Raw genomic sequence first — 22,158 nt, forward strand, 5'->3', positions numbered from 1 at the left:
CTGGTGCGCCTGCGCGCCTCGCAGATCAACGGCTGCGCCTTCTGCCTCGACATGCACGTGACCGATGCGCGCAAGAACGGCGAGAGCGAGCGCCGTCTCGCCACCTTGTCGGCATGGCGCGAAACGCCGTTCTTCACCGACCGCGAGCGGGCCGCGCTGGAGTGGACCGAGTCGCTGACCCTGGTGGCGCAGGACCACGTGCCGGACGCGACGTGGCAGGCGGTCAAGCCATATTTCACCGACGCCGAGATCTCTGATCTGACGCTGCTGATCGTGGCTATCAACGGCTGGAACCGCTACGCCATCGCGTTCCGCAAGATGCCGGCATAACAGGGCAAGTCGTCCCGCCAGGAGGTTCGATGAAACGCATTCTCTGTTCGCTGCTGCTCGCCACCCTACCGTTCGGCAGCGCCCTTGCGGAGGCGCCGTCGGCGAAGAACGCCAAGGTGACCCTCGTCTACCAGCACGAGTTGCCGAATGCTCCCGGCAAGAGCATCAAGGGGGTACTCGTTGAGTACGGCCCGGGGGGCTACTCGCCTGGTCACATGCATGCCAAGTCCGCCTTCATCTATGCGACGGTGCTGGAGGGGGCGATCAAGAGCCAAGTGAACGGCGGGCCGGTGACGGTCTACATGGCCGGGCAGAACTTCGCCGAGATGCCCGGCGACCGCCACGCCGTCAGCGCGAATGCCAGCGAGACGCAGCCAGCCAAGCTCCTCGCGGTGTTCGTGGTGGATACGGGCGAGGCGGAATTGACGACCCCCTACGCGAACTGAAGCATGCAAAGACAACGGGCCATCGCCAGCACGGCGATGGCCCGTTTGCCTGGGCGGAGTGGCGCAGCCCGGGCGTTTGCGTTCGAATGGCCTGGCGCGAGCGGGAACTTGCGTTGCCGGTGCCAGTCGGACTTAAGTAAGTCCACCGCATCGCACCGCTCAATGGAGACGTTACCGTCTGTACGTGCAATGGTGGGGGCCGAAGGCCCGTTCAAATAAGCGCATGGGTTCCTCGCTATTCGAGGAGCGCCACCTCGCCAGCAACAAAGTCATTTAGCGCATCCCCAAGGGTGTAGAAGGCAGCTTCACAGCTGAGGGGACGCTGTGCCTCTACATTCCTGCCCGCGCGTCCACTTCGGTCCAGCACCAACGCCGTGGTACTCCTTGTCCGGCCTTGCCAGAGGAGTCATATCATGCGTTTGCCAGCCAACGAGGTCCTCGCGCGGAGTAGGTCCGCGGGATCGGAAAAGCCCCCGGCGGTAGGCCGGGAGCCCGCGTCCCGTCTTGCCTCCCGCCTCAACATGCTCGGAAAGACCCTGCGCCCCACCCCCAATGTGCGATTGGACGTGGCGGGGATGAATCTTTTCGCCAAGCTCGAGTATGTCAACCCGATCGGGAGCATCAAGGACCGCTCCGCTTACTGGATACTCAAACGCGCCGCCGAGCGCGGGCAGATCAATGAAGCGACGACGGTGATCGAGTCCTCGTCCGGCAACTTCGCCAATGCGCTTGCTACCTTCACACACCTGGTCGGCCTTGAATTCATTCCGGTGATCGACCCCAACATTTCGGGCCTCTACGAGTCCTTCCTGCGGCGCTTGTGCCCGACGGTGGTGAAGGTCGAGGAACGTGACGATACCGGCGGATTCCTCAAGACCCGCCTGCAGATGGTGAAGCATCTGTGCGCCACGATTCCAAATGCCTACTGGACCAACCAGTACGGCAACCCTGACGCGCTGGAAGCGCACTACGAGCTCACGGCAGGGGAGATCTGCGCCGATTTCGACACGCTCGATTATGTTTTCATTGCCGTCAGCACGGCGGGCACCATCGCCGGCGTATCGCGCCGTCTCAAGGAGCATTTCCCGAAGGTCCAGATCGTCGGCGTCGATAGCGAAGGCTCCGTCATCTTCGGTGGCGCGCCGGGCAAACGTCATATTCCCGGCCTCGGCTCGAGCATCGTCCCGCCCTTGGTGGCGGAGGCGGAAATTGACGAAGTGGTTTTGATTCCCGAGCGCGAAACCGTTGAAGCGTGCCAGGAGCTCCTCACGACTCATGGGCTGTTCGTTGGCGGGTCGAGCGGGACGGCGTTCGCGGCGGTGAAGCGGCTGGCGCCGAAGATGACGGAATCCGGGCGGCCTACCGTGTTGTTCCTGTGCGCCGACCGTGGCACGCCCTACCTCGACACGGTATACGACCCCGCGTGGGCGGCCAGGCTGGAGTAGAGGAGAATGTCATGGAATTCGAGCTGTCTATCATCAACGGCAAGACCGTTTCCGACATCATCCGCGCCCGGCGCGACGACTGTGTCGAGATCGTCCAGAACGCGTACCTCGCGCATGCTGACGGGCATTCCGTCAACCCGGACAGTTACTTTCTGCGTTTCCCCGAGAAGCCCGATTGCCGCATCATCGCGCTGCCGGCCTATCTCGGGGACGGCTTCGACGTGGCCGGGTTGAAGTGGATCGCGAGCTTTCCCGGCAACGTCCGGCGCGGTTTCCCTCGCGCTTCGGCGGTGCTCGTCCTTAACAGCTACGACACCGGCTATCCCTTCGCCATTCTCGAGAGTTCGATCATCTCGGCCTCGCGCACCGCGGCGTCGGCCACCTTGGCCGCGTTCTGGCTGAACGGCCAATCGCGCCGCGCACGCTCGCTGGGCATCGTGGGTAACGGGTTCATCGCCCGCTACATCTACGAGTTCCTGGTCGATACGGGGTGGGAGATCGAGGAGGTGCGGCTGTACGATCGCTCGCCGCTCGAGAGCGAGAAATTCATCAAGACGGCGTGCCACCCCGAGCGGCACCGCAGGGTGACGGTGGCCCCCGACGTGGAGGGGCTGATCAGGGCCTGCGATCTGATCGTTTTCGCCACCGTCGCCTCCGAGCCCCACATCTCTGATGTGACCCTGTTCGAGCAGAACCCGCTGGTGTTGCACATCTCCCTGCGCGACCTCGCGCCCGGGATACTTCTGGGTGCGCAGAACGTGGTCGACGATGTCGAGCACGTCATGAAGGCCAACACCTCTCCTCATCTTGCCCTGCAGCAGACGGGCAACCGCGATTTCGTGACCGGTACGTTGGCCGAAGTCATGCTCGGGAAGCGCTCGGTCGATCGCCGCCGCCCGATCATCTTTTCGCCATTCGGCATGGGGATACTCGACCTGGCGGTCGGCAAGTGGGTGTACGACCAGGCGGTTGCCGCCGGCCAGGACCTGCGTCTGTCCGACTTCTTCTACGAGGTCGTACGATGAGGGCCGCAACGACGATGGCGGATCAGCACGGCGGGACCGCCATACGTACCGAGAGCATCCTCGCCGAGGTGCTGGCCGGGGTCATGGATGTCGACCACGTGTCAGCCGATAGTCACTTTTTCAAGGAGTTGGGCGCCGACTCGCTGGTGATGGCCCATTTCTGCGCGCGGCTGAGGAAGCGCGGCGACCTGCCGTCGGTATCGATGAAGGATATCTACGCGCACCCGACGATCAGAAGCCTGGCCGCGGCGCTGGCGGACGCGGCTCCCGTCGCGGGCAAGCCGCCGACGGCGGCAGCGTTGGCGCCGGCGACGCCGACCAGCGCGCGCGAGCATGTTTTGTGCGGTGTGCTGCAAGCGTTGTTCTACCTCGGGTATTCCTACCTTGGCGTAATCGCCGCCATTGCCGGCTATCAGTGGCTGGTGGCCGATGCCGTGGGCGTCGAGAAGGCGCTACGCCTGGCCCTGTTCGGCAGCGTGGTTTTCTTCGCCGTGAGCGTGCTGCCGATCGCGGTGAAGTGGCTGCTGATCGGCCGCTGGAAGCCGCAGCAGATTCGGCTCTGGAGCTTGGGCTATGTTCGCTTCTGGGTGGTCAAGGCCCTGATCTGGTCGAACCCCGGCGTCTATTTGTGCGTCGGTTCGCCCTTGTACAATTTCTATCTGAGGGCGTTGGGCGCGAACATCGGGCCGGGGGTCGTGATCCTGTCGCGGCACATTCCGGTGTGCACCGACCTACTCACGATCGGCGCGGGAACCGTGATCCGCCGGGAGGCGATATTCCTCTGCTACCGGGCGCAGGCCGGCCGGCTCGAGATCGGGCCGGTGACGTTGGGCCGGGACGCGTTTGTCGGTGAAATGTCCGTGCTCGACATCGACACGGCGATGGGCGATGGGGCGCAGCTCGGCCATTCTTCCGCCTTGCACCGTGGCCAGTCGGTGCCGGCCGGCGAGCGCTGGCATGGTTCCCCGGCACAGCGCACCGATACCAACTATGTGAGAGTGGCGCCGGCGCCGTGCGGTTGGCTGCGTCGAGCCGTGTATGCCGCCTTGACCCTGATCATCGTCCTCTTTGTGTGGGCGCCGTTCCTGGAGTGGGGCCTCGGTCTGCTGTTCCTCCAGGTGTCGTCGCTGGTCGAGGCGCTGGACCCGGGCCTGCAAACGAGCAGCGGGGTGTTGACGGCGCGAGGGCTGTTGACCGAGACGCTGGTGTTCTCTGCCGTCTTCTTCTTCGGCATGCTGTTCGTCGGCCTGCTGGCCGTCGGCACCCTTCCGCGCGTCTTGAACCTGTTCCTCAAGCCGGACACGGTCTACCCGCTCTATGGCTTCCGCTACGCGATGCATCGCGCCATTGCGGGCCTGGGCAGGCTGAGGTTCTTCCCGGTGCTGTTCGGCGACAGTTCGTACATCGTCCACTTCCTGGGGTGGATCGGCTATCGCCTGTCACCCGTGGTGCAGACCGGATCGAATTTCGGCAGCGAGGTGATCACCACGAACCCGGTGCTCACCGCCGTGGGCAGCGGAACGATGGTCTCCGATGGCCTGTACCTGATCAACGACGAGATCTCCAGCACCTCATTCAAGGTGTCCCGGACGGCGATCGGGTCGCGCAATTTTGTGGGCAACTACGTGACCTACCCTCCGGGGGCGAGGACGGCCGACAACTGCCTGCTCGCGATCAAGGTGATGGTGCCGCTCGACGGCAAGGTGCGCGAGGGGGTGGGCCTGCTGGGTTCGCCGCCCTTCGAGATTCCGCGCTCGGTCGAGCGCGACAGCCGGTTCGATCATCTGCGCACGGGTGAGGCGATGCGGCGCGGCCTGGCCGCCAAGAACCGCTTCAACCTGCGGACGATCGGTATTTTCCTGCTGACCCGGTGGGTCGGGGTCTTCCTGATCGTGCTCATCGACGTGGCCGCCATCCGGTTTTTCTACGACGTGTTCGCCCATGCGCTCATGGCGGCGCTCTTCGCGCTGAGCGCGGTGGTCGCCGCGGTCTACTACGCCCTGGTGGAGCGCGGCTTCGAAGCGCTCGGCCCGCCACCGCCGGCCATCTGTTCCATCTACGACCCGGGTTTCTGGTGGGTCGAGCGCAACTGGAAGCTGCATCCGATCAACTTCCTCCACATCTTCGACGGCACGCCCTTCAAGAGTGTGCTGTGGCGGTTGATCGGGGTGCGCATGGGCAAGCGGGTGTTCGATGACGGTACCCATATTTCCGAGCCGACCCTGACCACCATCGGGGACGAATGCGTTCTCAATCACCGCAGCAAGATCCAGTGCGACTCGCAGGAGGACGGGACCTACAAGTCCGGCCATACCGCGCTCGGCGCTGGCTGCACGCTCGGAATGGGGGCCTTCGTGCACTACGGGGTGACGATGAGCGATGGTTCGGCACTCGCCGTGGATTCCTTCCTCATGAAGGGGGAGACGGTGCCCGCCAACGCGCAGTGGGGCGGGAACCCGGCCAGGGAGATCTGAGATGAACCCTATCGCATTACGAAAAGACGGCGCCACGGCCGAGCACAGCCGGGCGTTCTGGCGCGATGTCCTGCTCGCCGGCGGCTTCGCCGTGCTGCCGCGCTGGACCCTCGATCCGGTGCCCGGTGTCGGGCAAGTGGAAGCAGCGATTCCCGATGAACTCGTGACGGCACTGTACCGGCTGGTGGATGGGCTGGCGGTACCGCTCAGTTCGGTGCTGTTGACCGCGCACGCCAAGGTGCTGGGCGCGCTGTGCGGTGAGAGCGAGGTGACCACCGGCTACGCCGTGCCGGGCGGCCCGCCCTTGCCGCTCCCCATGTCGCTCGGGCCCCGGTCGTGGCGGCAGGTGCTGCTGGAAACCGCGCGAGCGGAGGCGGCACTGCTGTCGCACCTGCATTTTCCGGTCGAGGCGCTGAGGCGCGAACTGGGCCTCACCGAGCCCGTGTTCGAAACCGTGTTCGACACCACCCCGGCGGGCGGTGCCGAGCTGGACGACGGCATCGTGCTTCGTATCGCCCTGATGCAAGACGAGGGGCTCGCGCTGCGGCTGCGGTTCCGGACGGATGTCATCGATGGCGACTGCGCCACCAGAATCGCCGGCTATCACCTCGCCGCGCTGGCGGCTCTCGTGGCCGATCCGGATGCCGAGCACGCCTGGCAGAGTCTGCTGTCCCCCGAGGAGCGGCATTTTCAGCTGCATGGGCTCGCCGGGCCGCCGCGCACGCTGCCGGAGCGGCGGGTGCACGAGCTGTTCGAAGCGCAGGCGCGGGCGCGCCCGGACGCCGTGGCGGCCGTGCACGGCGACAGGCTCCTGACCTACCGCCAGCTCAATGCGCGCGCCAACCAGCTGGCACGGATGCTGTTGGCGCACGGCCTGGGCCGTGAAGGCGTGGTCGCCGTGGTGACCGAGCGCAACCTGGACTGGCTGAGCGCGGTGCTCGCCATCTTCAAGTCCGGTGGCGCCTACCTGCCGATCGAGCCGCACTTCCCCGCCGACCGCATCGCGCGCACGCTCAGCCGGGCCGATTGCCGGCTGGTGCTGACCGAACGCGGCAGCACCGGGATGCTGGATCAGGCGCTCGAGGCACAAACCGGAATCCCCGAGGGCATCGAGAAATTGTTCATCGACGCGGCCTGGGCGGCGGGTTTTCCCGACGGCGATGTCGGGGTCGAGGTCACGCCCGATCAGCTCGCCTACATCTACTTCACCTCCGGCTCGACCGGCGAACCGAAGGGGGCGATGTGCGAGCACGCCGGCATGCTCAACCACCTGTTCGCCAAGATCGACGACCTGAACATCGATGCCGAAACGGTGGTCGCGCAGACGGCGCCGCAGTGCTTCGATATCTCGCTGTGGCAGCTGGTGTCGGCGCTGCTGGTCGGCGGGCGGACGCTGCTGGTGGAGCAGGACACGATCCTGGACGCCAGGCGCTTTGTCGACAAGATCGTCGAGGCCAGGGTCAACGTGCTGCAGGTGGTGCCGTCCTATCTCGACGTCGTCCTGAGCGAGCTGAAGCAGCACCCGCGCGCGCTGCCGGACCTGCGCTGCGTGGCGGTCACCGGCGAGGCGCTGAAGAAGGAGCTGACGCAACGCTGGTTCGCGGCCCAGCCCGGTATCCGGCTGGTGAATGTCTACGGGCTGACCGAGACCTCCGACGACACCAATCACGAGGTGATGGACAGCGTGCCCTGCCGCGAGCGCGTGCCGCTCGGCCGCCCCGTCAACAATGCGCATGTCTACGTCGTCGACGAGCAGCTGTCGCCGGTGCCGCTCGGTGCGCCGGGCGAGATCGTGTTCTCCGGGATCTGTGTCGGGCGCGGCTACGTCAACGATCCGGAGCGCACGCAACGCGCCTTCATGCCCGACCCGAACCGCCCGGGGCAGCGGCTGTACCGCAGCGGCGACTTTGGCCGCTGGCTGCCCGAAGGCAAGCTGGAGTTCCTCGGCCGCCGTGATGCGCAGGTCAAGATCAGCGGCTTCCGGATCGAGCTGGGCGAGATCGAGAACACGCTGTTGCGCTTGCCGGGCGTGCGGGACGGCGCGGTTGTCGTCGCCGAGCGGGCAGACCGCGGCAAGCGCCTGCTGGCTTTTTATTCCGGCGAGCGGCAGCTCGATGCCGACGCGCTGCAGAAGCAGCTTGGCGAGTCGCTGCCCACGTACATGGTGCCGTCGGCGTTTCTTTGGCAAAGAACGCTGCCCTTGACGGGCAACGGCAAGATCGACCGGAAGGCCTTGACGGCGCTCGCCGGCCAGTTGGGCCTGGCCAAACCCGATGGCGAGCACGCCAGCACGCCGACCGAGCAACGGCTGGCGGCCGCCTGGGCCGAGATTCTCGGCATTCCGCCGGAGCAGGTGGGCCGGGCGGCTCACTTTTTCGAACTCGGCGGCACCTCGCTGTCGGCACTGCGGCTGGCGATCAAGTTGAACCGCGCGGTGTCGGTGAAGGACCTGGCGGATCACCCGGTGCTCGCCGATCTGGCCGGCCTGGTGGACGCGCGGTCGGCGTAGCGGGGGCGGGCTGTGCTTGAACCTGTTAACGATCTGTCGCGAGCAGCCCTCAGCGGGGTGAAGAGCAGCGCAGGAACCGGAATGTACTGGAGTACATGAGGATTCCGAGCAGCACATGAGCCTCGATCAGGGATGCGCAGCAAGATCGTGAATAGGTTCTCAGAAGGGCAGCCCTTCAGCCACCACCAAGTCAGCAAAGGAGGTAATCCGAAATGTCATCACTCTTTGCAACCGCATCGTCTTCAACGCCGACCTCGTCGCTCGATGTGGCGCTGCGATCCGGCAAGCCGCCGCTGGTGCAGGCGGACGCCAGCGGAGATGCAGGCCGTTGGGTCGCCGAGCATCGCGACGAACTGCGCGCCGCCGTCGTCGAACACGGCGCGCTGCTGGTGCGCGGCCTCGGCTTGCGCGACGTGGAGGAGGTGGGCGTCGTGTTCCGGCAACTGGGCCGCCTGATGATCGAGCGGGAGGCGTTCGCCACCCGGCAGCGCTACGCCGATGGGCTCTATTCCTCCTCGAAGTGGCCGCCCAGCCAGCCCATGTGCATGCACCACGAGCTCAGCTATGCGCTCGAATTCCCCTCCCTCATGCTGTTCGCCTGTCTCACCGCGCCTACCGGGGAGGGCGCGACGCCGCTGGCCGACGAGACGGTGATAGGGCCAGCGCTGCCGGCGGATCTGGTCGACCGCTTCGAGCGGCTCGGGTGGCTGCTGGTCCGCAACTACAACGACGATATCGGGGCGTCGATCGCCGAAGCCTTCGGCAGCGACGAGCGCCAGGCCGTCGAGAGCTACTGCCGAGCGCATGCGATCCGCTTCGAGTGGCAGCCCGGCGGCGCCTTGCGCACCTGGCAGCGCCGCAGCGCCGTGGTGCGCCATCCGCGTACCGGCCAGCGCTGCTGGTTCAACCAGATCGCCTTCCTCAACGAGTGGACGATAGACCCGGAGGTGCGCGAGTACCTGGTGGACGTCTACGGCGAGGACGGGCTGCCGTTCAATACCCGTTTCGGCAACGGCGACCCGATCGGCCCGGACATCGTGCAAACGATCAACGAGGTCTACACCGCCCACACCGTGCGCGACGCCTGGCAGTCCGGCGACCTGATGCTGGTGGACAACATCCGCACCGCGCACGCCAGGGAACGCTTCGAGGGGCCGCGCGAGGTACTGGTCGGCATGGCCGACGCGCTGAACGTGGCGGAATGCTCGCCGACCATCGAGGTGGCCGGCGATTGACGAAGACCAAAGGAGCTTGCAAATGTCAGCAGGAAAATTCGAGACGTTGTTGCAGGATGAGCCGGTGTTCTGGGATGTCGAGCAGAGACCGAGCCGCCAGTCGGAAAGGGAAGCCGTTCTCCCGGTGGACCGTGCCCGTGTCCTGGTCTGTGACCCGATCCCCGCGGTGGCCATCGAACGGATGCGCGCTGGCGGGCTCGGGGTGGACGAGAAGGACGGACTGTCGCCCGAGGCGCTGGAGACCCTGATCGGCGGTTACGACGCCGTCGTCGTGCGCTCCGCCACGCGGCTCGGTGCGCGGCAGATCGCGGCGGCGCGGCGGCTGCGGGTCATCGTCCGCGCCGGGGTCGGTACCGACAACATCGATCTCGCTGCCGCGGCGTCGCGGGACATCGCGGTACTGAATACGCCCAAGGCCTCGACCGGCTCGGTGGCCGAGCTGGCCCTGGGCTTGTTCCTCGCCCTGGCGCGGCGGATTCCACAGGCCGATGCCGCCGTGAAGTCGGGACGTTGGCCGAAGAAGGCGTTCTCGGACGGGATCGAGCTGGCGGGCAAGACGCTCGGCATCATCGGTGTCGGCCGGATCGGGGGAACCCTGGGGCGTTGTGCCTCGGCCCTCGGCATGGCCGTCGTCGGGGCCGACAAGGCCGCCGAGCCCGTGGGCCGCTTCGAGGGGCTCGAACTGCTCTCGCTCGAGGAACTCCTGGCGCGTGCCGACTTGGTCTCGCTGCACACCCCGCCGAGCGAGGAGGGGCGCGCCGTGATCGGCTGGGAGGAGTTCGCGCGCATGAAGGAGGGGGTCCTGCTGGTCAATTGCGCGCGCGGCGGCTTGGTGGACGAGGAGGCGCTCCTCGCGGCGCTCGAGTCGGGCAAGGTGCGCGGGGCCGCCCTCGATGTGTTCGCCGGGGAACCGCCCCGTGACCTGCGGCTCGCCCGCCATCCTCATGTCATCTGCACGCCGCACCTGGGCGCCTCGACGCGGGAGGCCCAGGCCCGGATCGGCGTGGAGATCGCTCAGATCCTGCTGGAGCAGCTGTAGCGCTCAGAACCTGTTCACGATCTTGCTGCGCATCCCTGATCGAGGCTCATGTGCTCTGCGTGCCAATCTTCGATTGGCTCAGCGATCAGGAATCCTCATGTACTCCAGTACATTCCGGTTCCTGCGCTGCTCTTCACCCCGCTGAGGGCTGCTCGCGACAGATCGTGAGCAGGTTCTCGGCACGGCATCGGAGACCGGAATGTGTCAATTACCCTCCCATGAAGTGCATGTCTGGCGCGCCCGTCTGGACGTTTCTCCTGAAACCTCGGCGCGCCTCCAGGCGACGCTCTCTGATGACGAATGCCGCCGTAGCGCACGGTTTCGCTTCGAGCGCGATCGCCGGCGTTTTGTCGTCGCGCATGGCGTGCTGCGTGCGCTCCTGGGGAGCTATCTTCAGACCCCGGCCGACCGGGTACGCTACGTGTGCAACGCCTTCGGCAAACCGGGCCTCAGCCCTGAATTCGACGGCCGGCTGGCATTTAATCTGTCCCACTCGGGCGATCTGGCCCTCGTCGCCATCGCCGCCGACGCCAGGCTCGGCATCGATCTCGAACGCATCCGGGCGCAATCCGATTACGCCGACATCGCGCGCTATTTCTTCTCGGCGGCCGAAGCCGACCAGCTGAGTGCGCTCCCGGAACCGCTTTACGCCGATGCCTTTCTCGCCTGCTGGACCAAGAAGGAGGCGTACCTGAAAGCCTGCGGCAACGGCCTTGCCGGGCAGCTGGATGGTTTTTCCGTCCCCCTGACGACCGATCCGGATGAGGTGCCGGCAGACCTCGACGGCGCTTCCGGCGAGATCGTTCCGGCAAGGCCGTGGTCGCTGTATACGCTCCAGCCGGCTCCGGGTTATATCGGGGCGCTGGCCATCGAGGGGCGTGGCTGGAGCGTGAGTGAACGCCAGTGGGACATGGCGGAATCCGTCGAAAACGCACAAAAGCCATGACAACGCATCATCGCTGTCATGGCTTGTCTTGGTGACTGGCGCGGGGCGGCCTGTCGCGGCCTGATCAATCCCGCAAGCCCCTTAGCCCTGGAGTTTGCGCACCAGCCCTTCCATCGCCAGGATGTAGCCGGTGACGCCGAAGCCGACCACGATGCCGGCGGCGGCCGGCGAGACGTAGGAGTGGTGGCGGAACGACTCGCGGGCGTGCACGTTGGAGATGTGGATTTCGATCACCGGCAGGTCGCCGACACCCTTGATGGCGTCGTGCAGCGCAATCGAGGTGTGCGTCAGCGCGCCGGGGTTGATGACGACGCCGAGCAGGGTGCCGTCACGAAACGCCTGGCCGGCTTCGTGGACCTTGTCGAGCAGGGCGCCTTCCCAGTTGCTCTGGAAGCATTCCACTTCGTAGCCCAGGCGCTCGCCGGTTTCCTTGCACATCGCCTCGACGTCGGCCAGCGTGGTGTGGCCGTACTGGGCCGGCTCGCGCGTCCCCAGCAGGTTCAGGTTGGGGCCGTTCAGTACCAGAATTTTTTTCATCGTTCGTCCTCGTTCAATACGTGATCTGCGATACCGCACGCAGTTCGTCCGGGGTGGCGGTGCCGAAGCCGAAGAACTCCAGGTAGGCGGGAATCATCTCGAACAGCATGTCGGTGCCGACCTGCACTTGGCAACCCTTTTCCATCGCGGCGCGCAGCAGCGGGGTGTATTCGGACTTCATCACCACCTCGCCAACGAAGGTGCCGGGGGCGATGTGCGAGACGTCGAACGGCAGCGGATCGTCATCGTTCATGCCCACCGGCGTGGCGTTGACCACTACGTCGTAACCGGCCGGGTCGTTGGAACCGGTGGTGATGACGAGCTGCGGGTAGTGCTCGGCGAGGCGCCCCGCCAGGGCCATAGCCTGGGCATCGCGGGTGTCGAACAGGGCCAGTTCCGCCACGCCGGCGGCGGCCAGCGACGCGGCGATGGCCGAGCCGACGCCGCCGCAGCCGGACACGAGCACGCGGGTGCCGGCCAGCTTGCGGCCCTTGCGCTCGACGCCGCGCACGAAACCGGCGCCGTCGAACTGGTCGCCCAGCAGGGTGCCGTCCGGGCGCAGCAGGATGGCATTGCAGGCGCCGGCGATTTTGGCGGTCGGGGTGGCGTCGTCGACCAGGTCGAGCGTGGTGATCTTGTGCGGCATGGTCACCAGCGCGCCGCGGATATTGCGCAGCCGGAACAGCGATTTGAGAAAGACCGCGTAGTCGTCGGGCTTGACGCCCATCGGCACCACCACGGCGTCGATGCCTTGTTTCTCGAACCACGGGTTGTAAATCATCGGCGCCTTGAAGGCTTCGGTCGGGTAGCCGAGGTGGGCGATCAGGGTGGTTTTGCCGCTAATCATCGAGTCACTCCTCCATTGTTTGATTATTCATGAACACGCTGGTGGTTGGTCATGGCGCCCCCTGCATGGGGGCGCTGTCGTTTGTCGGGGCTCAGTCGGCCCAGCTCGCGCCGCGCTGGCCGGCGCGCGCGCGGGTCTGCGCCAGGGCGGCCAGCCGCACCGCCACGTTGGCCGCGCCGTACTGCTGGTAGCCACCGCGCCGTTCGATGATCTCGAAGAAGAAGCGTTCCTCGAACGGCTCGGTGTAGACGTGCAAGAGCTCGCCGCCGTCCGGGTCGCGGTCGTACAGCACGTTGGCGGCGGCGATCCGTGCGATGAACGCCGGCTCCAGGTCGAAGCGCGCGGCCAGATCGTCGTAGTAGTTGCGTGGAATCTCCAGCAGCGGCAGGCCGGCCTCGCGCGCCGCCGCCACCGCCGCAAAGATGTCGTCGGCGGCGAAGGCGACGTGCTGCAGGCCGGAGCCGCGGTAGGTCGACACCGAGCGGGCGATGGCGGTGTTGCGGTTTTCCGAGATGTTGAGCGGGATGCGGATGGTGCGGTCGGCGCTGCGCAGCACGCGGCTCTTCACCAGGCCGTACGGATCGGGCAGCACCCACTCGTGCTCGGCTTCGAAGCCGTACACGGCGCGGAAATAGAGCGACCAGGTATCCAGCGTTTCGGCCGGCAGGCCGAGCGCGAAGTGATCGATGGCCGACAGCGTGGTGCGTGCCGCGGCGGCGACGCCGCCCGGCAGCGGATCGAAGTCGCTGTCGTAGATCGAGCGGCCGTCCAGGCCCTTGTCCACCAGGTATTGCAGGCTGCCGTCCGGGGCGCGCACCGCCGGAATCTGGCGCTCGTTGGGGCCGACGCGGCTTTCGAACGGGCGAGCGCGGTACAGCTTGGCGCGCTCCAGCGCGGCGCGGCTGTCGTCGACGCGGAACGCCGCCGCGCACAGCGAGGGGCCGTGGGCGACGAAGAAGGCGTGGGCGAACGAGTCGGGCTCGGCGTTGAGAATCAGGTTGACGCTGCCGTGGCGGTACAGGTCGACGTTCTTCGATTTGTGGCGTGCGGCATGGGCGAAGCCGAGCTTCTGGAACCACGTGGCGAGGCGGCGCGCAGCGTCGTCGTCGACGGCGAATTCGAGGAACTCGACGCCGTCGAAGCGGGACGGCGCGGGCGGCGCGAACAGCGCCTCGGCACTTTTCGCGTTCTCAAGGTTGGCCGAAGACGCCTGCAGCGCCTGGCGCGTGGTTTCTTCCAGGTAGAGCAGCGAGCGCAGGCCGTCGGCCGCGGTGATGCGGGTCGGCGCGGCGCGGAAGCCGTCGTTGAAGATTTCCAGCGACAGCGGGCCGTGGTAGCCGCTTTGCAGGATCGGGGCGAGGAAGGCTGGCAGGTCGAACTCGCCCTGGCCGGGGAAACAGCGGAAGTGGCGGCTCCACTCCATGACGTCCATCGCCAGCACCGGGGCGTCGGCCATCTGCAGGAACACGATCTTGTCGCCGGGAATCTCCGATAGCCGCGACAGGTCGTCCTTGATCGACAGGGTGTGGAAGCTGTCGAGGATGATGCCGAGGTTGGGGTGGTCGACCGCCTTCACGATGTCCCACACGTGGCGATAGGAGTTGACGTAACGCCCCCAGGCCAGCGCCTCGTAGCCGACCAGGATGCCGCGCTTGGCGGCGCGTTCGGCCAACTGGTGCAGGTCGTCGGCGATCACGGCGTCGTCGCGGATTACGTCGGGCTGCACGCTGCTGCACACCAGGATGCGGTCGGTGCCGAGTTCCTGCATCAGGTCGAACTTGCGCTCGGCGCGGTCGAGGTTGTGCTGCAGCTTGTCGCGGCGGCCGCCTTCGAAGTCGCGGAACGGCTGGAACAGCATGATCTTGAGCCCGAGGTCGTCGCAGAGGCGCTTGGCGTCACGCGGCGAGCCTTCGAAGTACAGCAGGTCGTTCTCGAAAATCTCCACCCCGTCGAACCCGGCGGCGGCGATCGCCTCGAGCTTCTCCGGCAGCGTGCCGCTCAGCGACACCGTGGCAATGGAATGCTGCATGGTCGGTCCTCTCAAGAAATGAGCGTATTTCTCCGAACCCGTTCCCGATCGTGCCGCGCACCCTGATCGGGGCTTATGTGCACTGCGTGCGAATCTTTCGCCGGGCACATCGAAGATGTGCACGCAGAGATTCGCTTGGCGATCAGGAATCCTCATGTACTCCAGCACATTCCGGTTCCTGCGCTGCGTTCACCCCGCTGAGGGCGGCTCGCGACAGATCGTGAACAGATTCTCAGGATAGTCTCCGCCTTCGCTGAGGTGGAGTTTTGTTCGATAGTCGATTATATGTTCTGTATTCGGACAATTGCTATAGCTTTGTGCGTGCCCCACGAGCGTGTCGTTTTCACCCCGGTGCGGTGAGCGCGAGCGCTGCAAGGCCCAGGCGCATTGCCTTCGGCGCCATCCGGGGCGAGCGATGGTCAGAAATGTTTGTGCGATAGTCGCACTATACTTCGATAATCGCCCTTGACGCTGGGTATGGCGAACCCTACATTGTGTTCATTAATAGACGCAGTGTTCGGTCAGCGCCCGTTTTGTGGTTGGCGCCGTCTGGCCGGGCATGTTCATCAACCCAAGCAAAGGATCTCACCCTCTATATAGAAGGGTGGGGCGGGAGCGAGACCATGATCGACAAGACCGTTGCCTCCCTTGAGGAGGCGGTGGCCGGCATCTTCGACGGTGCCACCGTGATGATCGGCGGCTTCGGCACGGCGGGACAGCCGGCCGAGCTGATCGATGCGCTGATCGCGCAGGGCGCGAAAGACCTCACCATCGTCAACAACAACGCCGGCAACGGTGACATCGGGCTGGCCGCGCTGTTGAAGGCCCGCCGCGTCAAGAAGATCATCTGCTCGTTCCCGCGTCAGGCCGATTCGCACGTGTTCGACGCGCTCTACCGCGCCGGCGAGATCGAGCTGGAACTGGTGCCGCAGGGCAACCTCGCCGCGCGCATCCAGGCTGCCGGCGCTGGTCTTGGCGCCATCTTCACCCCGACCGGCTACGGCACGCTGTTGGCCGAAGGCAAGGAAACGCGCGAGATCGATGGCAAGCACTACGTGCTGGAATACCCGATCAAGGCCGACTTCGCGCTGATCAAGGCGCTGAAGGGCGACCGCTGGGGCAACCTGATCTACCGCAAGGCGGCGCGCAACTTCGGCCCGATCATGGCGACGGCGGCTGGCGTCACCATCGCGCAGGTGTCCGAAATCGTGCCCTTGGGCGACCTGGACCCCGAAGTCATCGTGACCCCGGGCATTTTCGTGCAGCGCGTCGTCGCCATCGGCAACGCCGTGGCGCAAGCGGCGTAAAGGAGTAGCGACATGAACAAACTCACCCGTGACCAGATGGCCGAACGCGTCGCCCGCGACATCCCCGAAGGCTCCTACGTCAACCTCGGCATCGGTCTGCCGACCAAGGTGGCCAACTTCCTGCCGAAAGAGCGCGAAATCTTCCTGCACAGCGAAAACGGCTTGCTCGGCATGGGCGAAGCGCCGGAACCGGGCGAAGAGGACCCGGAACTGATCAACGCCGGCAAGGAGCCGGTGACGCTGCTCGAAGGCGGCAGCTTCTTCCACCACGGCGACTCGTTCGCGATGATGCGCGGCGGCCACCTCGACATCTGCGTGCTGGGCGCCTTCCAGGTGTCGGCCCGCGGCGACTTGGCTAACTGGCACACCGGCGCACCGGGGGCGATCCCGGCGGTCGGCGGCGCCATGGACCTGGCGGTCGGCGCCAAGCAGGTGTTCGTGATGATGGACCTGCTCACCAAAACCGGCGAGAGCAAGCTGGTCGAGGCGTGCAGCTATCCGCTGACCGGCGTGGGCTGCGTCGACCGCATCTATACCGACGTGGCCGTCATCGACGTCACCCCGGATGGTCTGGTGGTGCGCGAGCTGGTCGAAGGCAACAGCTTCGACGAGTTGCAGCGCCTCGTCCCGGTTCCCCTCAAGATGGCCTCGCTGGCCGCCGCCGCATAAGGACAAGCATGGAAAACGCCTACATCTGCGACGCCATCCGCACCCCGTTCGGCCGCTACGGCGGCACCCTGTCCTCGGTGCGCGCCGACGACCTGGGCGCCTTGCCGATCAAGGCCCTGATCGAACGCAACCCCAACGTCGACTGGGGCGCCATCGACGACGTGATCTACGGCTGCGCCAACCAGGCCGGCGAAGACAACCGCAACGTGGCGCGCATGTCGTCGCTGCTGGCCGGCCTGCCGCAAGACGTGCCGGGCAGCACCGTCAACCGCCTGTGCGGCTCCAGCCTGGACGCCATCGGCATCGCCGCGCGCGCCATCAAGAGCGGCGAAACCAGCCTGATGATCGCCGGTGGCGTCGAGAGCATGAGCCGCGCCCCCTTCGTGATGGGCAAGGCTGATACCGCCTTCTCGCGCAATATGAAGATCGAGGACACCACCATCGGCTGGCGTTTCGTCAACCCGCTGATGAAGGCGCAGTACGGCGTGGATTCGATGCCGGAAACCGCCGAGAACGTGGCCGTTGACTTCGCCATCAGCCGCGCCGACCAGGACGCCTTCGCGCTGCGCAGCCAGCAGCGCTACGCCGCCGCGCACGAAGCCGGCCGCTTTGCCGATGAACTGATCCCGGTCACCATCGCCCAGAAGAAGGGCGAGGCCATCGTGTTCGCCAAGGACGAGCACCCGCGTGCCACCACGCCGGAAGCATTGGCTAAGCTGAAGGGTGTGGTGCGCCCGGATGGCAGCGTGACCGCCGGCAACGCCTCCGGCGTCAACGACGGCGCCTGCGCCGTGCTGCTGGCCAACGAAGCCGCCGCCGGCCGTTATGGCCTGACTCCGCGCGCCCGCATCGTGGCCATGGCCACCGCTGGCGTGGCGCCGCGCATCATGGGCTTCGGCCCGGCGCCGGCGATCCGCAAGGTGCTGGCCAAGGCCGGCCTGACGCTGGACCAGATCGACCTGATCGAGCTGAACGAGGCGTTCGCCGCGCAGGCCCTAGCGGTGACTCGCGACCACGGCTTGGCCGACGACGACGCCCGCGTCAACCCGAACGGCGGCGCCATCGCCATCGGCCACCCGCTCGGCGCCTCCGGCGCGCGCCTGGTGACCACGGCGGCGTACCAGCTGGCCCGCACCGGCGGCCGTTACGCGCTGTGCACCATGTGCATCGGCGTGGGGCAGGGCATCGCGCTGATCATCGAACGCGTATGATGCATAGGGCGTGTCGTTAGTCGTTAACCACGCCGCAAGGGTGAAAACCCGTTGCAACGACGCCGACAGGCTCGCCCAAACCGGCCGGGCCTGTCGGCTTTTCAAGGAAAGCCAAGAATGAAACTCCTGGACCCCTTGTTCCGGGGTGGTGCATGCCAGGCCGCCTTCAGCGACGCCGCCACGGTGCAGGGCATGCTCGACTTCGAGGCGGCGCTGGCGCGTGCCGAAGCGGCGGCTGGCGTGATCCCGCCGGCTGCGGTGCCTGCGATCGAGGCGGCCTGCCGCGCCGAGCGGCTGGACCTGGACGGTATCGCCGCCGATGCCGCGCGCGCCGGCAACCTGGCGATTCCGCTGGTCAAGCACCTGACCGCGCAAGTCAAAGCCACCGATGAGGCGGCAGCGCGCTTCGTGCACTGGGGCGCCACCAGCCAGGACGCCATCGACAGCGGCTTCGTGCTGCAGCTCAAGCAGGCGCTGGTCGCGGTCGAGGCCGATCTGGAGCGGCTGATCGCGGCGCTGGCGCAGCGCGTGGCCGAGCACCGCCACACCGTGATGGTGGGGCGCACCTGGATGCAGCACGCGCTGCCCACCACCTTCGGTCTCAAGCTCGCCGGCACCCTCGACGCGCTGCTGCGTCAGCGCGAACGGCTGGCCGAGCTCAAGCCGCGCGTATTGGCAGTGCAGTTCGGCGGTGCCGCCGGCACGCTGGCCTCGCTTGGCGATGCCGGCCTCGCTGTCGGTCAAAGGTTGGCCGAAGAACTGGATTTGACCCTGCCCGCCACGCCGTGGCACGGCCAGCGCGACCGCGTCGCCGAAGTGGCGGCCTGGTTCGGCACTCTGACCGGGGTGCTGGGCAAGCTGGCGCGCGACGTGTCGCTGCTGATGCAGACCGACGTGGCCGAAGTGTTCGAGCCGGCTGGTGCCGGCCGCGGTGGTTCCTCGACGATGCCGCACAAGCGCAACCCGGTGAGCTCGGCCATCGTGCTGTCCGCCGCCGTGCGCGTGCCGGGGCTGGTCGGCACCGTGTTCGCGGCGATGGTGCAGGAGCACGAGCGCGGCCTCGGCGGCTGGCACGCCGAATGGGAGGCGCTGCCCGAGCTGATCGGACTGTCGGCCGGCGCCCTGGCCGTGAGCGCGGAGCTGGTCGAGGGGCTCGAGGTCCATGCCGACACCATGCGCGCCAACCTCGACAAGACCGGCGGCCTGATCATGGCCGAGGCGGTGACGATGGCCTTGGGCGAGCGGCTCGGGCGGCTGGATGCGCACAAGCTGGTGGAGCAGAAGTGCCGCCAGGCACTCAGCGAAGGCCGTCACCTGAAGGACGTGTTGCAACAGGAGCCTCGCGTCACCGCGCATTTGTCCTATGAAGAATTGAGTCACCTGTTGGACCCCGTCAACTACATCGGCGTTGCCGACGCGCTGATCGAGCGCGTACTGACCGCCGCACTGGCAGGAAACTGATCATGTCTACCATCAAACTCGATACCTGCACCATCAACTACGATCTGGACGGCCCGGCTGGTGCGCCGGTGCTGGTGCTGTCCAACTCGCTCGGCACCACCATGGACATGTGGGCGCCTCAGCTGGACGCGCTGCGCTGGAAATTCCAACTGCTCCGCTACGACACCCGTGGTCATGGCAAATCGACCCCGGTGCCCGGCCCGTACACGATCGACAGGCTCGGCCGCGACGTACTGGGCCTGCTGGATGCACTCGATATCGAGCGCGCGCACTTCTGCGGTATTTCGATGGGGGGGCTCACCGGCCTGTGGTTGGGTGTCAATGCTCCCGAGCGCCTCAACAAGCTGGTGGTGAGCAACACCGCCGCACGCGTCGGCACCGCCGAGGGCTGGCAGGACCGTGCCCGCCTGGTGCGTGACGAAGGCATGCCCGAGGTGGCCGATGGCGCCGCCAGCCGCTGGTTCACCCCGCATTTCATCCAGCACCAGCCGGGGCTGGTCGACATGCTGCTTCAACAATTACGCTCCAGTCCGCAGGCCGGCTACGCCGCGTGCTGCGATGCGCTGGAGAAGGCCGATCTGCGTCAGGACGTCGCCCGCATCAGCGTACCGACGCTGGTGATCAGCGGCCGGCATGACCCGGTGACCACTACCGAGGATGCGCGCTACTTGGTCGAGCAGATTGCCGGGTCGAAAGGGGTGGAACTGGACGCCTCCCACCTCTCCAACGTCGAAGCCGCCACCGAATTCAACCGTGCCGTGGTGGATTTCCTGCTCGCCTGAGCGGCTGCACCCCATCGAGGATCATAAATAAATGGATGAAAAAGACCGCTACGAGAACGGTATGACGGTGCGTCGTGCCGTGCTGGGCGACGCCCACGTCGACCGCACCCTGGCCAAGCGCAACGACTTCAATACCGAGTTCCAGGAGTTCATCACCCGCTACGCCTGGGGCGACATCTGGACCCGTCCCGGCCTGCCGCGCCACAGCCGCAGCCTGATCACCATCGCCATGCTGATTGCGCTCAACCGCGAAGACGAGTTGCGCATGCACCTGAAGGCCGCGTTTAATAACGGCGTGACGCGCGACGAGCTGAAGGAAGTCCTGATGCAGTCCGGTATCTATTGCGGCCTGCCCGCCGCCAACGCCGCCTTCCATCTGGCCGAAGCGGTGTTCGCCGAGATGGAGGCGCAGGGCTAGACCCGTGTGGTATGTTCGTCAGCAAGATGAGCCGGGCCGAGAGCCCGGCTTTGTTACTTGGGCGGTCCAATAACATGCGCCGTTGCAAGCGGATTGAAAGCGTTGTTCGCGTAGAATTCAGTATTGGGCCGACACCTGATCCTCTGGGCGCGCAAGTACCCGGTGAAACAAGGGGCAATACGGAGCCGGTTTTGTTTATTTAATAAGGTATTTACGAGATGCTCGAATTTTTGTTCGATGCCACGTTCTGGTTGGCGGTATTGCAGATCGTCGCCATCGACATCCTGCTGGGCGGCGACAACGCCGTGGTGATCGCACTGGCCTGCCGCAAACTACCCGAAGCGCAGCGCCGCAAAGGCATTCTGTGGGGCGTGGCCGGCGCCGTCGCCCTGCGCATCGTGCTGATCTTCTTTGCGCTGCAGCTCCTGGCGCTGCCCTTGCTGAAGGTGGGGGGCGCGCTGCTGTTGCTGTGGATCGGCGTCAAACTGCTGCAGCCGGAAGACGGCGACGGCCACGCCAACGTCGAAGGCAGCACCCATCTGCTGGGCGCCATTAAGACCATCATCGTGGCCGACGCCGTGATGAGCCTGGACAACGTCATCGCCGTGGCCGGCGCCGCCAAGGGCGAGCTCGGCCTGGTGGCGTTCGGTATCGCCATCAGCATTCCCATCATCGTCTGGGGCAGCCAGTTCGTGCTCAAGCTGATGGACCGCTTCCCGCTGGTGATCACGCTGGGTGCGGCGCTGTTGGGCTGGATCGCCGGCGACATGGTGCTGGGCGACGTGATGGTCAAGCCGTACCTGGCCGACGCGCCGCACTGGTTGCACTACGTCTCGGGCACCGTGGGCGCGGTGCTGGTGGTGGCCGTCGGCACGCAGCTGGCAAAACGGGCTGCCGCCGCACCACTCAACGAGATCGCGCTGAGCGGCGAGACGCCGCGCAGCGGCAAAGACTAACTGGGGGAATCTGTCATGACGATGCGAATTCTGGTGGCACTGGACGGCTCCGAGCCGTCGCTGCGCGCCATCGACTACCTCCTTCGGCTGCATGCCGCCGCGGGCGATCTGGACGTCCATCTGCTCAACGTGCAGATACCGCTCGAATCCGGCCACGTGCGCATGTTCATCAGCCACGAGGATCTGCAGGAGTATTACCGCGAACAAGGCCAGGCGGCGCTCAAGGCAGGGCGCGAGCGGCTGGAACAGGCCGGGATCGCTTGCACGTCGCACGTCGCGGTGGGGCATAGTGCGCAAACCATCACCCAGTTCGCGCGCGAACGCGGCATCGACACCATCGTCATGGGCTCGCACGGCCACAGCGGGATCGGCCATCTGCTGCTGGGGTCGGTGACGTCGGAAGTCATCCGGCTGGCCGACATCCCGGTGACCGTGGCGAAGTAGGCGAGCGCCGCCGGCAGCCTGTCATCTCGATACGCAACGAAGCCCCCG

General features: G+C 66.2%; 20 protein-coding genes. 17 read left to right on the plus strand and 3 right to left on the minus strand.

Annotated features, from left to right (window positions below; translation table 11 throughout):
• The 9 genes from B9N72_RS06075 to B9N72_RS06115 form a co-directional block, all read left to right on the plus strand.
• Window positions 1–330: carboxymuconolactone decarboxylase family protein (locus B9N72_RS06075; protein ID WP_085275541.1), on the plus strand; the 330-nt coding region annotated here is incomplete at its 5' end.
• A gap of 29 nt (window positions 331–359) precedes the next feature.
• Window positions 360–776, plus strand: coding sequence for a cupin domain-containing protein (locus tag B9N72_RS06080; protein ID WP_085275542.1), 417 nt, complete (start codon window positions 360–362; stop codon window positions 774–776).
• Window positions 777–1,189: 413 nt separating this feature from the next.
• On the plus strand, window positions 1,190–2,221 hold the full coding sequence (sbnA, locus tag B9N72_RS06085; RefSeq protein WP_085275543.1) for a 2,3-diaminopropionate biosynthesis protein SbnA: 1,032 nt from the start codon (window positions 1,190–1,192) through the stop codon (window positions 2,219–2,221).
• A gap of 11 nt (window positions 2,222–2,232) precedes the next feature.
• On the plus strand, window positions 2,233–3,246 hold the full coding sequence (gene sbnB, locus B9N72_RS06090) for a 2,3-diaminopropionate biosynthesis protein SbnB (protein WP_085275544.1): 1,014 nt from the start codon (window positions 2,233–2,235) through the stop codon (window positions 3,244–3,246).
• Between the two features lie 14 nt (window positions 3,247–3,260).
• On the plus strand, window positions 3,261–5,720 hold the full coding sequence (locus B9N72_RS06095; RefSeq protein ID WP_234985892.1) for a Pls/PosA family non-ribosomal peptide synthetase: 2,460 nt from the start codon (window positions 3,261–3,263) through the stop codon (window positions 5,718–5,720).
• Between the two features lies 1 nt (window position 5,721).
• Complete coding sequence (locus B9N72_RS06100) at window positions 5,722–8,229, plus strand: non-ribosomal peptide synthetase (protein WP_085275546.1); 2,508 nt, start codon at window positions 5,722–5,724, stop codon at window positions 8,227–8,229.
• A gap of 212 nt (window positions 8,230–8,441) precedes the next feature.
• Window positions 8,442–9,464: a TauD/TfdA family dioxygenase gene (locus B9N72_RS06105; protein WP_085275547.1), complete on the plus strand. Its 1,023-nt coding sequence runs from the start codon at window positions 8,442–8,444 to the stop codon at window positions 9,462–9,464.
• 22 nt (window positions 9,465–9,486) lie between these two features.
• The gene (locus tag B9N72_RS06110) at window positions 9,487–10,503 is read left to right on the plus strand and encodes an NAD(P)-dependent oxidoreductase (RefSeq protein ID WP_085275548.1); all 1,017 of its coding nucleotides are present in this window, start codon (window positions 9,487–9,489) and stop codon (window positions 10,501–10,503) included.
• Between the two features lie 199 nt (window positions 10,504–10,702).
• Window positions 10,703–11,449, plus strand: coding sequence for a 4'-phosphopantetheinyl transferase family protein (locus B9N72_RS06115; protein ID WP_085275549.1), 747 nt, complete (start codon window positions 10,703–10,705; stop codon window positions 11,447–11,449).
• An 81-nt stretch (window positions 11,450–11,530) separates the two neighbouring features.
• On the opposite strand, the gene aroQ is transcribed toward B9N72_RS06115, so the two are convergent.
• The 3 genes from aroQ to B9N72_RS06130 all read right to left on the minus strand — a co-directional run bounded on the left by aroQ (window position 11,531) and on the right by B9N72_RS06130 (window position 14,862).
• Window positions 11,531–11,986, minus strand: coding sequence for a type II 3-dehydroquinate dehydratase (gene aroQ / locus B9N72_RS06120; protein ID WP_085275550.1), 456 nt, complete (start codon window positions 11,984–11,986; stop codon window positions 11,531–11,533).
• A 13-nt stretch (window positions 11,987–11,999) separates the two neighbouring features.
• On the minus strand, window positions 12,000–12,833 hold the full coding sequence (locus tag B9N72_RS06125; RefSeq protein ID WP_085275551.1) for a shikimate dehydrogenase family protein: 834 nt from the start codon (window positions 12,831–12,833) through the stop codon (window positions 12,000–12,002).
• Between the two features lie 91 nt (window positions 12,834–12,924).
• Window positions 12,925–14,862: a bifunctional sugar phosphate isomerase/epimerase/4-hydroxyphenylpyruvate dioxygenase family protein gene (locus B9N72_RS06130; RefSeq protein WP_085275552.1), complete on the minus strand. Its 1,938-nt coding sequence runs from the start codon at window positions 14,860–14,862 to the stop codon at window positions 12,925–12,927.
• Between the two features lie 623 nt (window positions 14,863–15,485).
• Between B9N72_RS06130 and B9N72_RS06135 the strand changes: the two genes are divergently transcribed.
• From B9N72_RS06135 to B9N72_RS06170, 8 genes are all read left to right on the plus strand, one after another.
• Complete coding sequence (locus B9N72_RS06135) at window positions 15,486–16,169, plus strand: 3-oxoacid CoA-transferase subunit A (protein WP_085275553.1); 684 nt, start codon at window positions 15,486–15,488, stop codon at window positions 16,167–16,169.
• Window positions 16,170–16,181: 12 nt separating this feature from the next.
• Window positions 16,182–16,838, plus strand: coding sequence for a 3-oxoacid CoA-transferase subunit B (locus B9N72_RS06140; protein WP_085275554.1), 657 nt, complete (start codon window positions 16,182–16,184; stop codon window positions 16,836–16,838).
• Between the two features lie 8 nt (window positions 16,839–16,846).
• Window positions 16,847–18,049, plus strand: a complete 1,203-nt coding sequence (gene pcaF / locus B9N72_RS06145; protein ID WP_085275555.1) for a 3-oxoadipyl-CoA thiolase — start codon at window positions 16,847–16,849, stop codon at window positions 18,047–18,049.
• Between the two features lie 117 nt (window positions 18,050–18,166).
• Entirely contained in the window at window positions 18,167–19,510 is a 1,344-nt protein-coding gene (locus B9N72_RS06150) for a 3-carboxy-cis,cis-muconate cycloisomerase (RefSeq protein WP_085275556.1), read from the plus strand.
• Between the two features lie 2 nt (window positions 19,511–19,512).
• Window positions 19,513–20,292 carry a 3-oxoadipate enol-lactonase gene (gene pcaD / locus B9N72_RS06155; RefSeq protein ID WP_085275557.1) on the plus strand — a complete coding sequence of 260 codons (780 nt, stop codon included), beginning with the start codon at window positions 19,513–19,515 and terminating at the stop codon, window positions 20,290–20,292.
• A 31-nt stretch (window positions 20,293–20,323) separates the two neighbouring features.
• Window positions 20,324–20,710, plus strand: coding sequence for a 4-carboxymuconolactone decarboxylase (gene pcaC, locus B9N72_RS06160; RefSeq protein WP_014087559.1), 387 nt, complete (start codon window positions 20,324–20,326; stop codon window positions 20,708–20,710).
• 218 nt (window positions 20,711–20,928) lie between these two features.
• On the plus strand, window positions 20,929–21,666 hold the full coding sequence (locus B9N72_RS06165; RefSeq protein WP_085275558.1) for a TerC family protein: 738 nt from the start codon (window positions 20,929–20,931) through the stop codon (window positions 21,664–21,666).
• 15 nt (window positions 21,667–21,681) lie between these two features.
• On the plus strand, window positions 21,682–22,110 hold the full coding sequence (locus B9N72_RS06170; protein ID WP_085275559.1) for a universal stress protein: 429 nt from the start codon (window positions 21,682–21,684) through the stop codon (window positions 22,108–22,110).
• Window positions 22,111–22,158 lie beyond the last annotated feature (48 nt).

Source organism: Pseudogulbenkiania subflava DSM 22618 (assembly GCF_900177275.1).
In the GTDB taxonomy this organism is placed as follows: domain Bacteria; phylum Pseudomonadota; class Gammaproteobacteria; order Burkholderiales; family Chromobacteriaceae; genus Pseudogulbenkiania; species Pseudogulbenkiania subflava.

Bases quoted from the DNA above. Each gene is read 5' to 3' on its own strand.
- B9N72_RS06080 (WP_085275542.1), top strand. From the start codon at position 360: ATGAAACGCATTCTCTGTTCGCTGCTGCTCGCCACCCTACCGTTCGGC.
- sbnA (WP_085275543.1), top strand. From the start codon at position 1,190: ATGCGTTTGCCAGCCAACGAGGTCCTCGCGCGGAGTAGGTCCGCGGGA.
- sbnB (WP_085275544.1), top strand. From the start codon at position 2,233: ATGGAATTCGAGCTGTCTATCATCAACGGCAAGACCGTTTCCGACATC.
- B9N72_RS06095 (WP_234985892.1), top strand. From the start codon at position 3,261: ATGGCGGATCAGCACGGCGGGACCGCCATACGTACCGAGAGCATCCTC.
- B9N72_RS06100 (WP_085275546.1), top strand. From the start codon at position 5,722: ATGAACCCTATCGCATTACGAAAAGACGGCGCCACGGCCGAGCACAGC.
- B9N72_RS06105 (WP_085275547.1), top strand. From the start codon at position 8,442: ATGTCATCACTCTTTGCAACCGCATCGTCTTCAACGCCGACCTCGTCG.
- B9N72_RS06110 (WP_085275548.1), top strand. From the start codon at position 9,487: ATGTCAGCAGGAAAATTCGAGACGTTGTTGCAGGATGAGCCGGTGTTC.
- B9N72_RS06115 (WP_085275549.1), top strand. From the start codon at position 10,703: ATGTGTCAATTACCCTCCCATGAAGTGCATGTCTGGCGCGCCCGTCTG.
- aroQ (WP_085275550.1), bottom strand. From the start codon at position 11,986: ATGAAAAAAATTCTGGTACTGAACGGCCCCAACCTGAACCTGCTGGGG.
- B9N72_RS06125 (WP_085275551.1), bottom strand. From the start codon at position 12,833: ATGATTAGCGGCAAAACCACCCTGATCGCCCACCTCGGCTACCCGACC.
- B9N72_RS06130 (WP_085275552.1), bottom strand. From the start codon at position 14,862: ATGCAGCATTCCATTGCCACGGTGTCGCTGAGCGGCACGCTGCCGGAG.
- B9N72_RS06135 (WP_085275553.1), top strand. From the start codon at position 15,486: ATGATCGACAAGACCGTTGCCTCCCTTGAGGAGGCGGTGGCCGGCATC.
- B9N72_RS06140 (WP_085275554.1), top strand. From the start codon at position 16,182: ATGAACAAACTCACCCGTGACCAGATGGCCGAACGCGTCGCCCGCGAC.
- pcaF (WP_085275555.1), top strand. From the start codon at position 16,847: ATGGAAAACGCCTACATCTGCGACGCCATCCGCACCCCGTTCGGCCGC.
- B9N72_RS06150 (WP_085275556.1), top strand. From the start codon at position 18,167: ATGAAACTCCTGGACCCCTTGTTCCGGGGTGGTGCATGCCAGGCCGCC.
- pcaD (WP_085275557.1), top strand. From the start codon at position 19,513: ATGTCTACCATCAAACTCGATACCTGCACCATCAACTACGATCTGGAC.
- pcaC (WP_014087559.1), top strand. From the start codon at position 20,324: ATGGATGAAAAAGACCGCTACGAGAACGGTATGACGGTGCGTCGTGCC.
- B9N72_RS06165 (WP_085275558.1), top strand. From the start codon at position 20,929: ATGCTCGAATTTTTGTTCGATGCCACGTTCTGGTTGGCGGTATTGCAG.
- B9N72_RS06170 (WP_085275559.1), top strand. From the start codon at position 21,682: ATGACGATGCGAATTCTGGTGGCACTGGACGGCTCCGAGCCGTCGCTG.